At 66.5% G+C, this 14,987-nt stretch carries 14 protein-coding genes; 3 read left to right on the top strand and 11 right to left on the bottom strand.

The genetic code is table 11. The annotated features are described in order from the left end of the window. Window positions 1-6 precede the first annotated feature (6 nt). The 5 genes from AB4Y40_RS27500 to AB4Y40_RS27520 form a co-directional block, all read right to left on the bottom strand. Window positions 7-1,974 carry a beta-galactosidase gene (locus tag AB4Y40_RS27500; RefSeq protein WP_368690510.1) on the bottom strand — a complete coding sequence of 656 codons (1,968 nt, stop codon included), beginning with the start codon at window positions 1,972-1,974 and terminating at the stop codon, window positions 7-9. A 77-nt stretch (window positions 1,975-2,051) separates the two neighbouring features. After that, on the bottom strand, window positions 2,052-2,903 hold the full coding sequence (locus tag AB4Y40_RS27505; protein ID WP_133187218.1) for a carbohydrate ABC transporter permease: 852 nt from the start codon (window positions 2,901-2,903) through the stop codon (window positions 2,052-2,054). 23 nt (window positions 2,904-2,926) lie between these two features. Next, the gene (locus tag AB4Y40_RS27510) at window positions 2,927-3,832 is read right to left on the bottom strand and encodes a carbohydrate ABC transporter permease (RefSeq protein ID WP_368690511.1); all 906 of its coding nucleotides are present in this window, start codon (window positions 3,830-3,832) and stop codon (window positions 2,927-2,929) included. 67 nt (window positions 3,833-3,899) lie between these two features. Further along, window positions 3,900-5,165 (bottom strand): ABC transporter substrate-binding protein, encoded by a 1,266-nt coding sequence (locus AB4Y40_RS27515; protein WP_368690512.1) that lies wholly within the window; start codon window positions 5,163-5,165, stop codon window positions 3,900-3,902. A gap of 112 nt (window positions 5,166-5,277) precedes the next feature. After that, window positions 5,278-6,414, bottom strand: a complete 1,137-nt coding sequence (locus tag AB4Y40_RS27520) for an ABC transporter ATP-binding protein (RefSeq protein ID WP_368690513.1) — start codon at window positions 6,412-6,414, stop codon at window positions 5,278-5,280. A gap of 206 nt (window positions 6,415-6,620) precedes the next feature. Between AB4Y40_RS27520 and AB4Y40_RS27525 the strand changes: the two genes are divergently transcribed. Both AB4Y40_RS27525 and solA read left to right on the top strand, forming a co-directional pair. Then, the gene (locus AB4Y40_RS27525; protein ID WP_368690514.1) at window positions 6,621-7,646 is read left to right on the top strand and encodes a LacI family DNA-binding transcriptional regulator; all 1,026 of its coding nucleotides are present in this window, start codon (window positions 6,621-6,623) and stop codon (window positions 7,644-7,646) included. Window positions 7,647-7,782: 136 nt separating this feature from the next. Then, on the top strand, window positions 7,783-8,940 hold the full coding sequence (gene solA / locus AB4Y40_RS27530; RefSeq protein WP_368690515.1) for an N-methyl-L-tryptophan oxidase: 1,158 nt from the start codon (window positions 7,783-7,785) through the stop codon (window positions 8,938-8,940). A gap of 15 nt (window positions 8,941-8,955) precedes the next feature. Here solA and AB4Y40_RS27535 read toward each other — a convergent pair whose 3' ends face one another. The 6 genes from AB4Y40_RS27535 to AB4Y40_RS27560 form a co-directional block, all read right to left on the bottom strand. Further along, window positions 8,956-10,026 carry a hypothetical protein gene (locus AB4Y40_RS27535; RefSeq protein WP_368690516.1) on the bottom strand — a complete coding sequence of 357 codons (1,071 nt, stop codon included), beginning with the start codon at window positions 10,024-10,026 and terminating at the stop codon, window positions 8,956-8,958. Window positions 10,027-10,138: 112 nt separating this feature from the next. Further along, on the bottom strand, window positions 10,139-11,443 hold the full coding sequence (locus tag AB4Y40_RS27540; RefSeq protein ID WP_368690517.1) for an RNA polymerase sigma factor: 1,305 nt from the start codon (window positions 11,441-11,443) through the stop codon (window positions 10,139-10,141). After that, window positions 11,440-11,862: a VOC family protein gene (locus AB4Y40_RS27545; protein WP_342922843.1), complete on the bottom strand. Its 423-nt coding sequence runs from the start codon at window positions 11,860-11,862 to the stop codon at window positions 11,440-11,442. Before AB4Y40_RS27545 ends, AB4Y40_RS27540 begins: the two co-directional genes overlap by 4 nt. Before the next feature lie 30 nt (window positions 11,863-11,892). Beyond that, window positions 11,893-12,315, bottom strand: a complete 423-nt coding sequence (locus tag AB4Y40_RS27550; RefSeq protein ID WP_368690518.1) for a YciI family protein — start codon at window positions 12,313-12,315, stop codon at window positions 11,893-11,895. A gap of 150 nt (window positions 12,316-12,465) precedes the next feature. Continuing rightward, entirely contained in the window at window positions 12,466-12,819 is a 354-nt protein-coding gene (locus AB4Y40_RS27555; protein WP_368690519.1) for a YciI family protein, read from the bottom strand. 92 nt (window positions 12,820-12,911) lie between these two features. Next, window positions 12,912-13,529 carry a TetR/AcrR family transcriptional regulator gene (locus tag AB4Y40_RS27560; RefSeq protein WP_368690520.1) on the bottom strand — a complete coding sequence of 206 codons (618 nt, stop codon included), beginning with the start codon at window positions 13,527-13,529 and terminating at the stop codon, window positions 12,912-12,914. Window positions 13,530-13,617: 88 nt separating this feature from the next. On the opposite strand from AB4Y40_RS27560, the gene AB4Y40_RS27565 reads away from it, so the two are divergent. Beyond that, a complete protein-coding gene (locus tag AB4Y40_RS27565; protein ID WP_368690521.1) occupies window positions 13,618-14,745 on the top strand; it encodes an MBL fold metallo-hydrolase in 1,128 nt (375 codons plus the stop codon). Window positions 14,746-14,987: the final 242 nt, after the last annotated feature.

Consider the following 14,987-nt stretch of genomic DNA (forward strand, 5'->3'; position numbering starts at 1 on the left):
TGCGACTCAGCGAGTTTCGCGCCACGCGCACACGTCACCTCGCGCAAGCTCGCGCGCGCCCAGCACGAACTGCGCCCCGTCGGGGGCCGGCGCCTGAACACGTTGCTCGCCAAAGTTGAAGGCGAAGCACAATCCGCCGCGTCGGCTCACGCGCAAGCCTTCGGGCAAGCGCTGCGTTGCGAGGCCCGCGCCGCGCGCGGCTTCTTCGAGCATGGCGAGGTGCAGTTCGCGCGCAAACCACGCTGCGGCGTAACGCACGCGGCCATGCGAGAGCAACGCTGGCCAGCCGTCTTCGAATTGCGCCTGAATACGCGTGGCGCCGTTGGCGCGCACGTGATCGCGCCAATGCAATGCTTCGCCCTGCTCGCCGGCTAGCGTGACCGCAGGCGCGAGCGTGGGCCGCAGCGATTCCGCCTCGAGCACCTGCAACGGCAGCACGCGTTGCAACGCGCCGGGCGGCAGGTCGCCGGGAATGGCGAAGTGCGCGGTCTTCGAGCCGCTGCGCGGCCCGAACACCCAGAGCCCGTCGCTGCGCTCGATCTGGTCGACGAAGGCGTCGTCGATCACGGCCAGCGACGGCACCACCACGAGCCGGTAAGCCGAAAGATCCGCATGGCGCGAAACGATCTCGACATCGAGGCCCAGTTCGCGCAGCGCGCTGTAGTAGTCGAACGCGAGCGTCTGATAGTCGAAGCTCGCGCCGTGGCGCTGGATCTCGAACATCCACTGCGTTTCGTAGTCGAACACCAGCGCCACCTGCGCGCGTCCCGCCGGCGCGAGCGTGCGCAACACGTCGCTCGCCGCGATCTCGCGCGCGGCCTGCTCGACCTCGCGGCCACCGGGAGACAGCTCGTTATTCGGCAGATTGAGGCCCGAATGCATCTGCTCCTGCGCATACGGGCACTGCCGCCAGCGGAAGTACGACACGAGTTCCGCGCCGTGCGCGAACGCTTCGTAGGCCCACAGCCGCACCATGCCCGGCGCGGGCACCGGGTTCCATGGCGCCCAGTTCACCGGCCCCGCCTGCTGCTCCATCACCCAGAAACGTCCGCCACCGATCGTGCGGTAACGGTCGTGATCGAACGACGAGACGTCCGGGTGCGCGGTGCGTGCGTAGCGCGCCTTTTGCGCTTCCGGCAAGCCGATCACTTCGGTGCGTGCGATCGGATAGCTGTCCCACGTCGCCACGTCGATGGCCTCGTCCGCTGCGAACCGGTAGTGGTCGAAGGTCGTGAAGAAGCCCATGAAGTTGTGCAGCACGTCGGCGTTCGGCGCGTGGCGGCGCAGCACGTCCGCCTGCTCGCGGTGAAAGCTCGCGACTTCATCCGACATGTAGCGGCGAAAGTCCAGATGATGTGCCGGATTGGCGTCGGTCGGCGTGCGCACGGGCAGCCCCACTGCTTCGAACGACGGGTACTCCATGCTCCAGAACACGTTGCCCCATGCCTCGTTGAGCGCCTCGATCGTGGAGTAGCGCTTCGCGAGCCACGTCTGGAAGCGGCGCTGCGCAGCACTCGACCAGCTCGGCACGGTGTCGTGGCAGCCCAGTTCGTTGTCGGTCTGCCATGCGACCACGGCCGGATGCGCGCCATAGCGCTGCGCCATCGCCTCCGTAATGCGCACGCAATGGGCGCGATAAGCCTCGCTCGCAATGTCGTAGTGGCGGCGCGAGCCGTAGTTCCAGGGCGTGCCGTCGGCGCGCACGGGGAGCATGTCGGGCGTCGCGTCGACGAGCCACTTCGGCGGCGAGGCCGTGGGCGTGCCGAGCACCATCTTCAGGCCGCGAGCCGCGAGCGTTTCGATCGCGTCGTCGAGCCATGCCCATTCATACACGCCGGCGCGCGGCTCCATGCGGCTCCAGGCGAATTCGCCAATACGCACGTGGGTAATGCCGAGTTCGGCCATGCGGCGCGCGTCGTCGGCCCACATCGTTTGCGGCCATTGTTCGGGGTAGTAGCAGACACCGATTTGCATGAGTGACAATCCGCCTCGGAATAACGTCAGTAATACGAATGAGATGAAAAAGGGCCTTCGGCTGCGGCCGGGCTCGATCAGCCCTTGCTCGCGCCGAAGGTAAGCCCCGCGACAAAGTGTTTCTGCATGGCGAAGAACATCAGCACCGAAGGCAGCGCCGCTAGCACCGAACCCGCCGCCACGAGATTCCACGCCGTGGTCCACTGCCCCTTGAGCGCGGCCACGCCCACCGTGATCGGCGCGGCGTCGTCGCCCTGGGTGAGACACAGCGCCCAGAAGTAGTCGTTCCATACGAACGTGAAGACGAGAATGCCGAGCGCGGCGAGCGCCGGCCGCACGAGCGGCATGACGATGCGCCAGTAAATGGCCCATTCGCTCGCGCCTTCCACGCGCGCGGCCTCGATCAACTCGAACGGCAGCTGCTTGATGAAATTGCGCAGGAACAGCGTGCAGAATCCGGTCTGGAACGACACGTGAAAGATGATGAGCGCCCACACGGTGTTGTAGAGTCCCACGCGCAGCGCCATGTCGCGCACCGGGATCATGAGAATCTGGATCGGCACGAAGTTCCCGGCGACGAAGGCGAACAGCACCGCCGTGTTGCCGCGAAACCGATACGTGGAGAGCGCGAAGCCCGCCATCGAAGCCAGCGCGATAGCGCCGATCACCGAAGGCACCGTGATCAGCACGCTGTTCGCGAAGTAATGGAGCATGGGCGTTTGCGTGAGCGCCGCGCCGTAGTTTTCCAGCAGCGCGAAGTGCTTCGGCCAGCCCCAGTAGTCGCCCTGCTGCAATTCCTCGGTAGAGCGTATCGACGTGACGAGCACGGCGAGCATGGGCAGCAGCCAGATGACGAGCGCAATGGGCAACGAGATCTTGTAGAGCGCGCGATTCGCGGGTTTCCAGCGATCGACGGGAAGCGGATACATGGGCAGCGACTCCGACGGGAAATTCAGCGTTCTTCGCGCAGCATGCGGCGCAAATGGAACACGATATAAACGAGCATGATGGCGAACAGCACGACGGCAATCGCCGCCGAATAGCCTTCGCGGTAATACTTGATCGCCTGGTCGTACATGAAGTACGCGAGCACGGTGGAGCTATCGAACGGGCCGCCGCCGCTCATCACGGCGATCAGGTCGAAGCTGCGCAGCGCGCCGATCACCGTGAGCACGATAGCCATGAACGTGGCCGGGCGCAGCTGCGGGAGCACCACGTGCCAGAAGAGCCGCCAGCCCTTCGCGCCTTCCATGCGCGCGGCTTCCACGATCTCGGGGTTGATGCCCGTGAGGCCCGTGAGATACAGGATCATGCAGAACGGCGTTTGCGGCCAGAGCGCGGCGAAGATGATGCCGAACGTCACGAGCTTCGGGTCGCCCAGCACGGGGATGCCGTGCCCGACGATCATCTTCAGTAGACCGAAGGTCGGATCGTAGAACCACGAAAACACGAGACCGACCACTACGCCTGAGATCACGAACGGCGCGAAGAACAGCGACTTCACCGCGCGAATGCCGCGCACGTGCTGGTTCAGATAAAGCGCGAACACGAGACCGAGCGGCGGCGCGAGCAGGAAGAACACGAGCCACAGCAGATTGTTCTTGAGCGCGGTATAGAACGTGTCGGTCTGGAACAGTTCGACGTAATTGGCGAGGCCGACGAATGTCTTCGCGGTCATGCCGTCCCAGTTATAGAAGCTGAGCGTGATGCTGCTGATGATCGGGTAGACCACGCACAGCGTGAAGAGCGCGCAGCCCGGCAGCAGGAAAAACAGCGCGGCACGATTCTGCTGCCGCCGCACAGTAGAGACGCGACGTGGCCGCGCCGCCCCGATGGGGCGCGCCAAGGTATCGGACATGGTGAAGTCTCGCCGGTGATCGAAGAAGGTGCGGCCGGCGGCGCAATGCGCCGGCCGCACCGCGGCTTTACTTGTGGTAGATGCGCTGGCGCGTCGTTTCGAGGCGCGCGAGCAGCGTATCGAGCTGAGACGGGTCGCTGTAGAACTGCTGCATGGCCTTCATGCCTTCGTCGGCCATTTCCTTCTGCATGTCGCGGTCGTAGAACTGCGCAATACCGCCGCTCGTGCTCGCGAGCGTCTGGAAGCCCACCTTGGAGATGGGATCGTCAGGCTCGGCGGCCTTGTTGTTCGAAGGCAGCTGGCCCCAGCCATGCGCGAGTTCGGCGTTGATCGCGGGCGTTTCCATGAAGGCAAGCAACCGGCGCGCGTCGGCCTTGTTCTTCGCCTTCGCCGGAATGAGCAGCACGTTCACGGGACCGTCTTCGGCCGTCGGCACGTTGGCGTCGATGATCGGGAAGCGGAAGAAGCCCACGTCCTGCTTCATGTTCGCCGGGAAGCTGGCCGAGAAGAACGTGCCCATCAGCATCATCGCCGCCTTGCCGTTCACGAGCACCGGCGCGATCGAATCCACGTCGTAGGACAGCGCGTTTTCCATGAAGCAATGGTTGTCCATCAGCGTCTTCCACGTCGTGTAGACCTTCTTCACGCGCGGATCGGTATAGGGAATCTGACCGGCCATCAGCTTCTGGTGGAACTCGTTGCCGTTGATGCGCAGGTCCAGATAGTCGAACCAGGCAGCGAGCGTCCAGCTGTCGCGCGCGGCCACGGCAATGGGCTGCACGCCGATGGCGTTGAGCTTCTTGCAGCTTTCGAGCAACTCGTCGAAGGTCTTCGGCTCGGACTTGATGCCGGCCTTGGCGAACAGGTCCTTGCGATAGAAGAAGCCATAGGCGTCATAGCCCAGCGGCGCGGCGTACTGCTTGCCGTTCCAGGTGGACGCACTCTTCACCGACGCGTACTGCTCGTTCCAGCCGTTTTTGGCCCAGTCCGGGGAGAGGTCTTCCAGCAGGCCGCGCTCGGCGTAATAGGCCATGCGCTCGCCATCGTGCCACGACACCACATCGGGCGGATCGGTCGCGAGCCAGCCGCCCATCTGCACCTTGTAGGCCTCCTCGGTGATATAGGAGACCTTGAGGTCGACGTCGGGATTGGCTTTCTTGAACTGGTCGAAGGCGTCTTGCCATGTCGAGCGCTGGTTGGCGCGCGCCGAGACGTTGACGGTCAGCGTCCCGGCGTCGGCGGCCATGCTCGTGAGTGCCGTCGCCGCCACGATCGCAACGGCGGCCGAGGCGCGGGCCAGCGAACCGAACGTTTTCAAGCGGTTGGAAAACATCTGTTGTCTCCTGTGTCGATCCATCCAACATGCTGTTGGACTGCCTTTGTCGACTGACGGCACTCGCGCCGCCAGACCTGGTGACCCGCTCTACCGGCGGGGTATAACGAAATCAGGCCAGTGCCGGCGCGTGCGCTGCCGCGAGCCGGCGCAACGCCGCGCCTTCCGCGTCGAACAGATGGCACGCCTGCGGCGGCACATGCACGCGGATGCGTTCGCCCACGCCAATGAGCGAATCTCCCGGCGCCTTCGCCACGAGCGTACCCGCCGCATGATCCGCATGCAGATAACTATGTTCGCCCAGGCGCTCGGCCAGCACCGTTGCGCACGCAATCGATTGATCGTCGCCAGTCAGCCGCAGATGTTCGGGCCGCACGCCCAGCGTGACCGGTTGGCCACGTTGCAAGGCGCGGCCGTCCACGCAGGCGAGCAGCGTCTGCCCGCCTTCGAGCGTGACGCGCACGCCCTCTTCATCGACGGAGTCGACAGTCGCGTCGATGAAGTTCATGCGCGGCGAGCCGATGAACCCGGCCACGAAGCGCGACTTCGGATGGTGATAGAGATCGAGCGGCGCGCCGCTTTGCGCCACGCTGCCGTGGCGCTCCATGTCGGCGCCCGCGTGCAGCAGCACGATGCGGTCGGCGAGCGTCATCGCCTCGACCTGGTCGTGCGTGACATACACGACGCTCGCATCCGTGAAGCGCTGGTGCAGGCGCGCGATCTCGATGCGCGTATGGCTGCGCAGCGCGGCGTCGAGATTGGAAAGCGGCTCGTCGAACAGGAACACGCCCGGTTCGCGCACGATGGCGCGGCCGATGGCGACGCGCTGCCGTTGCCCGCCCGACAACGCCTTGGGGTGACGGTCGAGCAGCGCCTCCAGTTGCAGGCTGCGCGCGGCATCGCGCACGCGCCGCTCGATCTCGGCTTTCGGCACCTTGGCGATCTTCAGGCCGAACGCGATGTTGTCGAACACCGTCATGTGCGGAAAGAGCGCGTAGCTCTGGAACACCATCGCCACGCCGCGTTCGGCGGCGGGCACGTCCGTCACCACGCGCGACCCGATGCGCAGTTCGCCTTCGCTCAATTCCTCGAGACCCGCGATCATGCGCAGCAGCGTGGACTTGCCGCAGCCGGAAGGCCCGAGGAACACGCAAAACTCGTGAAGCCCGATGTCGAGATCGACCCGCCGCACCACCGGCGGATGATCGCCGTAGCGCTTGCCGACGCCCGAGAGCTGTATCGTCGCCATGTTCTCGCCTCGAAATTTAAGCGCTTAAATTTTTACGCAGAAAACGTCCCGTAGCCCTTGCGCAGCGGGAATTTAACCGCTTAAATTCGAATCCGGCATAATCGCGCATTCGTTGTCTCCGTTGATGTTGTGGGAGAAAAGTAGCAAACCCGGCCGCAGCATTGCAACATCTGAATCATCTTCCCTGAATGTGGGAAAGGTCCGACATGGTCACCTTGTCAGAAGTCGCGCGGCGCGCACGCGTCACGGCGGCTACCGTTTCGAACGTGCTGCGCAATCGCGAGAAGGTTCGTCCCGAGACGGCCGAGCGTGTGCTGCAGGCCATCGCCGAGCTGGGCTACCGGCCCAACCTCAATGCGCGCGCGCTGGCGCAGGGGCGCTCGTCCACGCTCGCGCTCATGCTCTCGAACATCTCCAACCCGTTCTATCCCGAGTTCGTGCTCGCGGCCGAGCGCGCCGCGCGCAAGGCGGGCCACTTCCTGATGGTCTGCAACACCGACGACGACGCGCAAATCGGCCGCGCCTACCTGAACCAGATCGCGGGCACCTTCGCGGACGGCGTGCTCGTGATGAACACCGACATCGCCATGAACGAACTGTGCATCTCGGCCATGCACAACGGCCCCATTCTGCTGGCGATGTGGGAGCACCCCGAGAATCCGCCCGTGCTGCCGTGCGTGGCCGTGGACTTCGCGCGCGCGGGCGCGCTCGCGGCGCACCATCTGCTTGAATTGGGACACCGAAATATCGCCATGCTGATCGGCGACGGCTGCGGCGGCCTGCAGGATGCGCGTTCGGAAGGATTCCGAATGGCCTTGCGCGAAGGCGGCGTAGATCCCACGGACGTGGCGCAGATGCAGGTGCGCGACTCGATCGACTCCGGCTACGCGGCCTGCCAGCAATTGCTCGCGCAACACCCGCGCGTGAGCGCGATCTTCGCGACCAACGACCTGCTCGCGATCGGCGCGATTCAGGCGCTGGTCAGCATGGGCCGCGCCGTGCCCGACGACGTGTCGGTGATCGGCATCACCGACATTCAGCTCGCCCATCAGATGCGCCCCGCCCTCACCACGGTCGCGATCCAGACCGAGGCCGTGGCCGAGCTGTCGATCCGCAGCCTGATCCGGCTGATCGACGAACCGGACCGGCAGCCGCCCATGGTGCTCGGGCCGCCGCCGGAGCTCGTCACGCGCATGTCCACGGGGCCGCGCAAGCGGCGCGCGCGGGCCTGACCCTGCGCGCTCCCCGCCTCGCTCGACAGGTGCGGGCGAAGCGCCGACAATGAATGCCCTTTACGGCGCGCCCGTCCCGCTCTGCGGGGCCGCGGCCCACACACGTTCGCGCGCCGCGGCGCGCACGGGGCACTACATGCAGGACACAAACGCAAGCAATCGACATTTCGACACGCTCATCGTCGGTGCAGGTTCGATGGGCATGGCGGCCGGCTATTATCTGAGCCGCCTCGGCAACAAGGTACTGCTGCTCGACGCCGGCGATCCGCCTCACGATCAGGGTGCGCATCACGGCGCGACGCGCCTCATTCGCCACGCCTATGGCGAAGGCGCTGCCTATGTGCCGCTCGTCTTGCGTGCCCAGCAGCTTTGGGAGGACCTCGAGCAGCAAACGCAGACCACCCTCTTCGTGCGCACGGGCGTCGTCAATATCGGCTCGCCCGACGACGTGTTCATGCGCGAAGTGCAGGCGAGCGCCGCCAGCCACGGCATCCCGCTCGAAACGCTCGACGCCGCCACGGCCGGCAAACGCTGGCCCGCGTGGCGGTTGCGGCCCGAGCAGATCGCGAACTTCGAACCGGGCGCGGGGGTGCTCTATTGCGAACGCGCGATCAGCGCCTACCGCCAGCTCGCGACCGCGCTCGGCGCCACGCTGGGCACGAATACGCGCGTCACGCGCATCGAGTGTCACGGGCGGGAAAGCGTCAACGTCTGGACCGACCGGAACGAAAAGTTCACCGCGCGCGACCTGATCGTGTGCGCCGGCAAATCGACGCGCGATCTGCTCGCGCCGCTGGGCGTCGAGGTGCCAGTCACGCGCGTGCGCAAGGGGTTCGCGTGGTTCGAGGGCGAGCCCGGCCTCTTTGCGCCGGAGCGCTTCCCGGGCTTTTTCGTCGCCTCGGAAGTGGGCGGCTATTACGGGTTTCCCGATCTCGACGGCAGCGGCCTGAAGCTGGGCCGTCACGACACCGGTGTGCCCGTCGCGGCGGACGCACCGCTCGCGCCATTCGGCGCCGAGCCGAGCGATTTCGGCGATCTGCAAGCCTTCCTGGAACGCTACTTACCGGGCGCGGGCAAGCTGCGCGCAGGCCGCGCATGCGAATACGACATGACGCCGGACGAGCATTTCATCATCGACCGCGTGCCCACCTGCCCGAACGTGCACGTCGCGACCGGCTTTTCCGGGCATGGGTTCAAGTTCGCCAGCGCGATCGGCGAGGCGCTCGCCGAGCGCATCACGCAAGGCGAAAGCCGCATCGACCTCGCCATGTTCGCGCGCAAGCGCTTCGCGTAGCGACGCCGCTCACGCCTAGTTCGCGGGAATCGTCACGACCGGCGCCTTGCTGCTCGTTTCGGCCTCGGCGAGCGCCATGAGGTTCTGCAGGACCGTGAACGCGTATTTCGAGTCGAAGTCGGCACGATCGACCCAATACGCCGTCCCCTCGTACTCGATCGCAACATAGGCGTCCGCGGGCGCCTTCGGCCCCTGGTGCACGATGATGATCGGCCGCGTTTCGCCCCCGATCAGCCCGACGGTCGGTTTGGTCGCGCCGCTCTGCACCTGGGCGTCCGGCACCTGGATCTGCGCGCCGATATTCGTGAGGATGCCGAGCACCGAGCGCGTCACCATCGGAATGCGATTGCCGCCCTGCGCCGAAGGCCCATAGACGACCTCGTAAGTACGCGTGTCCGCCGCGAGATGGAGCAGTTCGCGCACGCGCGCCAGGTCCGCCGAAACTTGCGGCGACTGCGCGCTGTTCGTCGCGCCGAGCGCGAGATACACCGTGTTCTTGCCGTTCTCGCTGCGCGACTCCACGTTCAGCTCGCCGGCCAGCTGCAGGCGCCGCAGCGCCTGCAGCAACTGGAAGAAGCCCGCCGAGCCCGCGCTGCCCTCTCCGCCCAGCGCGCTGCCGTTCTGCAACCCGCCGATCGATTGCGCGCCGATACGCAGCAGCAGATCGACCGGCATGCCGCCTTCGGCGAGCGGCATCATGAGTTCCGGCGCGAGCGGCCGGATGTACGCGGAGGCGAACGCTTCGCCCGTGGTCGGCGTGAACGTGAAAGTCGGGCGATTCGACCAGGAGATATTACCGGTCGCCAGCGCATAGTTCGGTTGCGCGCCCGAACCGAGATTGCCTGTGGCGCCCGCCGTCGAATCGAATTGGTACGCGGCGATGATCGAACTCACCGAGAGAAAGGCGGGCGCGTCGCCGTAACGCAACCCGATCACCGCGGCGAGTATGCCGCGCTTTTTTGCATCGCCCAGCGCTCTTGCGTAGTCGACCTGATCGGCACGCAAGCGCGTCGGACCGAGATGCACACACGCCGTGCCCAGCAAGGCCGAGCACGAAACCGCCAGAATCGACGTTTTTGAAATCATCGAAGCCTGCGCGCCGGGCCGCGCAAAGTGAGTGGGTTCGCGCGCACAGGTAGCAAGCGTTGTGCCCCGATATTTCAGAAGCGCAAGCGTGACCCTTCCGGCGACGGCGCCCTCAAGCGCGCGGCGCGCACGATTGCGCCCGCGCCAGCAGCACTTCGCGGTCGCGCGCGTTTTGCGTGAGCGCGGCCGCGCGCTCGAATTCCGCGCGCGCTTCGGCATGGCGCGCCAGCTTTTCGAGCAGATCGCCGCGCGCGGCCGGCAGCCACGGATAGTGGCGCAGCGCGGGTTCCGCGCACAGTGCATCGACGAGCTCGAGCGCCGCTTGCGGCCCCTGCGCCATGCCCACCGCCACGGCGCGATTCAGGCGCACGACGGGCGAAGCATCGAGTTCGAGCAGCGCGTCGTAGATCGAGACGATCTGCGCCCAGTCGGTCGCCGCCGCGCTCGGTGCGCGCGCATGGCAAGCCGCCAGCGCCGCCTGCAGCGCGTACGGTCCTGGCGAGCCCGCGCAGGCCGCACCGCGCGCGATCGCGGCAAACCCGCGCCGGATCAGGAGCGCGTCCCAACGGCTGCGGTCCTGGTCGGCGAGCAGCACGGCGCGCCCGGCCCGGTCCACGCGCGCGGGCAGGCGCGAAGCCTGCAGTTCCATCAACGCGACGAGGCCGTGCGCCTCGCCCTCGAGCGGCACGAGTTCCGCCAGCATGCGGCCGAGCCGCAGCGCTTCTTCGCACAGCGCGGGCCGGGTCCAGTCCGGGCCCGCCGTGGCCGCGTAACCCTCGTTGAAGATCAGGTAAATCACTTCGAACACCGAAGCAAGTCGCGGCTCGAGGTCGGCCAGGCGCGGCACTTCGAACGGGACCTTCGCGGCCGCGAGCGTGCGCTTGGCCCTCACGATGCGCTGCGCGACGGTTGCCTCGGGCACGAGGAACGCGCGCGCGATCTCGGCCGTGGTGAGGCCGCCGAGCAGACGCAGCGTGAGCGCGGCGCGTCCCTCCTTCGGCAGCACGGGATGGCACGCCACGAACACGAGCCGCAGCAAATCGTCGCCGATCTCGTCCTCGCGCGCGGCGTCGAGCGCCTCCACGAAGTCGGGCGCGAAGTGCGCTTCGAGCGCCTCGAGGTCGGCGCCCAGCGCCTCGTGCGCACGCGCATGCGAGGCCGCGCGACGCAGCCGGTCGAGCGCGCGATGTTTCGCGGCGGTCATGAGCCACGCTCCGGGGTTCTCGGGAATGCCGCTCGCGGGCCAGCTTTCCAGCGCGGCGACGAACGCGTCCTGCGCGATTTCCTCGGCCACGCCCACGTCGCGCACGATGCGCGCGGCGTGGGCGATCACCTTCGCCGACTCGATGCGCCACACGGCCTCGACCGTGCGGCGCGTCGCCGTGAATGGGTCGTGAGGATCGCGCGCTTGCGTCACGAGCCGTGCGCGCCCTTTTCGACCGCCGCCGGCGACATGTACATCAGTTCCCAGATGTGGCCGTCGGGGTCTTCGAAGCTGCGGCCGTACATGTCGGTGCCGCACTCCATCGGCGGGCGCTTCGAGCTGCCGCCCGCCGCGAGCGCCTTCTCGACGAGCCCGTCCACTTCCTCGCGCGACACGCACGAGAGGCAGGTCAGCACCTCGGTGCTTTCGCGGGCGTCCACGAGCGCCTTGTCGGTGAAGCCGCGCATGAAATCGAGAGTGAGCAGCATGGCGTACATGTTCTCGCCCAGCACCATGCAGGCGGCCTGGTCATTGGTGAATTTCGGGTCGAACCTGAAACCGAGCTGGCCGAAGAAGTCCATCGAGCGCTTGAGGTCGCGCACGCCCAGATTGACGAAGATGTGCTTATGCATGATTGAAGCCTCGTGTGATCGGGTCAATGTTCAGGATGCCTTACGCTCTTCCTGGAGCTGGCGAAAGCTCTCGACGCCCTCGCACTGCGGAAGTTCGTCGAGTTCATAGAGTTGGCGCACTTCGACCTCGCCTTCGGCGTGCTTGCCGAAGGGCGACGGGAAGCGGCGCGCCCATTCGAGCGCTTCGTCGCGCGAGCGGACCTGGATCAGCGTATAGCCGGCGATCAGCTCCTTCGTTTCGGCAAACGGGCCGTCGAGGATCGTGGGCTTGCCATTCGTGTAGTGCACGCGAAAGCCGCGCGAGCTGGGCTGCAGACCCGAGGCGTCGAGCAGCACGCCGGCCTTCGCCAGTTCCTCGTGATAGCGGGCCATCTCGGCGAATACTTCCACGTCGTCGGGCGGCTCGCCCGCTTCGGTCAGCGCGTTGGCGCGCACCATGATCATGAATCGCATTGTCTTCTCCTGAATGTGACGTTCGGGGTCGTTCGAAGCAAGCGGCACCCTTGGGTGCGCTCATGAACACGACGCGTGGGGCGCACGGAAATCGACAACGGACAGCGAATTTTTTACGTGCCTGGGGAAACTACCAGGAGTAGCGCGGCTTCAGCGGAAACACGGACCGGTCTCCCGCACTTCGACGCTCGCCCATTGCGCCGCGGGACAGCGCTGCGCAATGGCGAGCGCCTCGTCGCGCGTGGCGCAATCGACGAGGAAAAAGCCGCCGATCATCTCCTTCGCCTCGGCGAACGGGCCGTCGACGATGCTCGTGCGGCCTTCGCGCACCTGCACGCGCGCGCCGCGGGTGTCGGCGGTGAGCGCGTGCGCGTCGATCAGCTTGCCTTCGGCGGCGAGTTCGTCGGCGAACGCGACCATGCGCGCGTAAAGCGCCTCGCCTTCGGATGGCGTGCGCGTGTCGCGCTGGCCGCGCGGCTCGGCGATGAGCAGCATGAATGGCATGAACGTGTCCTCTCAGTCAGCCTGCGATCCTGAAAGGCAAGAGTCTATGCCAGAAGAACCGTTGCGCGCCGGGGCCGCGCGCGGTCAGGCGCTCACGCGTAGCGCGCGAGGAAAAGATCGGCCGACGACTCGGCAATCTGGCACTGCTGCGCGTCGTCGAGCGGCGGCTGGCCCATCGCGACCTGCGGCCAGAAGGCGAATGCCTTCACGATGCCGTGCAGCTGCTGCGAGGCGAAGGCCGGATCGGTCGTCTTCAGGCGGCCATCGGCGGCGGCGGCACGCACCCAGACGGTGACGTCCTCTTCGCGCTCGCCGATGCGGGCCACCATGTCGCGCGCACGTTCGGGCGAATGGATGCCCGCCGCGATCGCCACACGCGCGAGCTTGAAGAACGCTTCGTCGCTCAGGAGCCGCAGCTTGCGCATCAGCAACTCGACGAGTTGCGTGCGCAGCGGCTCGCCGGCGCGGTAGGCCGGCGCGTCGGCGGTCGCGCTCGCGTCCCAGAGCTGGCACAGGATCGACGCGAACAGCGCCTCCTTGCTCGGGAAATGGTTGTAGACCGTGCGCTTCGAGACGCTCGCGCGCGCCGCAATGCGGTCCATGCTCGTGGCGTCGAAGCCGGAGGCCAGAAATTCGTCGATGGCCGCCGCGACGATGGCGGCGCGCTTGCGGTCGGTCAGGCGTTGGGGGGTAGCGGGGATGCAATCCATCCCCAAATCTTACACCAGACAGTTTACTTTTCGCCAGAATAAACTACACTGTGCAGTCTACTTCCTGTTTCCAAAGGCAGCCGCCGACATGACCTCGCCTTTCGCATCGCTGAGCCGTACCTTGGGCCTGAGCGCCGCACAACGCGGCCGCGAGCTCTCGTCCACCTCGCCGCAACATGATGGCGAGCGCTTTCGCAACGTGCGCCCGCGCCCGGCCGAGGGCCTCGGCAAGACGCTGAAGATCATGTGGAACATGATCTTCCACAAGCCGGGCGGCACCATCCCCGCCGGCGCGCTGCCCGTTCAGGCGCTCACGCGCAGCCAGCTCGAGGCCGCGCCCGACCGCAGCGTCTACCGCCTCGGCCATTCCACGCTGCTCTTCAAGCTGCGCGGCCACTTCTGGCTCACCGACCCGGTGTTCGCCGAGCGCGCCTCGCCGTTCCAGAACCTCGGGCCCAAGCGCTTTCATGCGCCGCCCATTGCGCTTGCCGATCTGCCGCCGTTGCGCGGCGTGATCCTGTCGCACGACCATTACGACCACCTCGACCGCGAAACCGTGCTCGCGCTCGCCGCCACGACTGGGGTGTTCCTCACGCCGCTCGGCGTGGGCGACCGCTTGATCGAATGGGGCATCGACGGGGCGAAGGTGCGCCAGTTCGACTGGTGGCAAGGCGCGAATGTCGAAGGCGTCGAGTTCACCGCCACCCCCGCGCAGCACTTCTCGGGGCGCAGCCTGTTCGACGGCAACAGCACGCTGTGGGCGTCGTGGGTGATCGCCGACGCCAACCTGCGCGTGTTCTTCAGCGGCGACACCGGCTACTTCGACGGCTTTCGCGCGATCGGCGAGCGGCTCGGTCCGTTCGACGCGACCTTCATCGAGACCGGCGCCTACGACCCGCAATGGCCCTACGTCCACATGCAGCCCGAGGAAACGGTGCAGGCGCACGTGGATTTGCGCGGCGAGTGGCTCGTGCCGATTCACAACGGCACGTTCGATCTCGCGATGCATCGCTGGCAGGACCCGTTCGAACGCGTGACCGGCCTCGCGCTCGCGCGCGGCGTGACGCTCTCCACACCGCGTATGGGCGAGCGGCTCGACCTGGCCGAGCCGCATCGTGGGGAGCGCTGGTGGCGTGAGGTGGCCGAAAGCGCAGAGCCGCCGCGCACGGCGCGTCGGTGGTTCGCTTGCCGCGACGCGCGCGAGGCGCGCTCGTAACACCCAGCCCCACATCTCCCTCGACTTCCCGCGCGCGATACCAACGCGCGCGGGCACGCCCGCTGCTCGTTCCCCGCTTCTTCCCCTTCGCGGCCAAAGTCTCCTAAGCTTTTGCATCAGGGCCCGCATCGCGCCGGCGCCCTTCATCCCGCCCCTTTACGCTTAACGGGATTTCCCCAGGCTGACAGCCCCCGATTTCTGGCATTAAATAAATCAACTTGATTTATTTAGTCGGTCGCGCA

This window comes from Paraburkholderia sp. EG287B (assembly GCF_040965595.1).
In the GTDB taxonomy this organism is placed as follows: Bacteria; Pseudomonadota; Gammaproteobacteria; order Burkholderiales; family Burkholderiaceae; genus Paraburkholderia.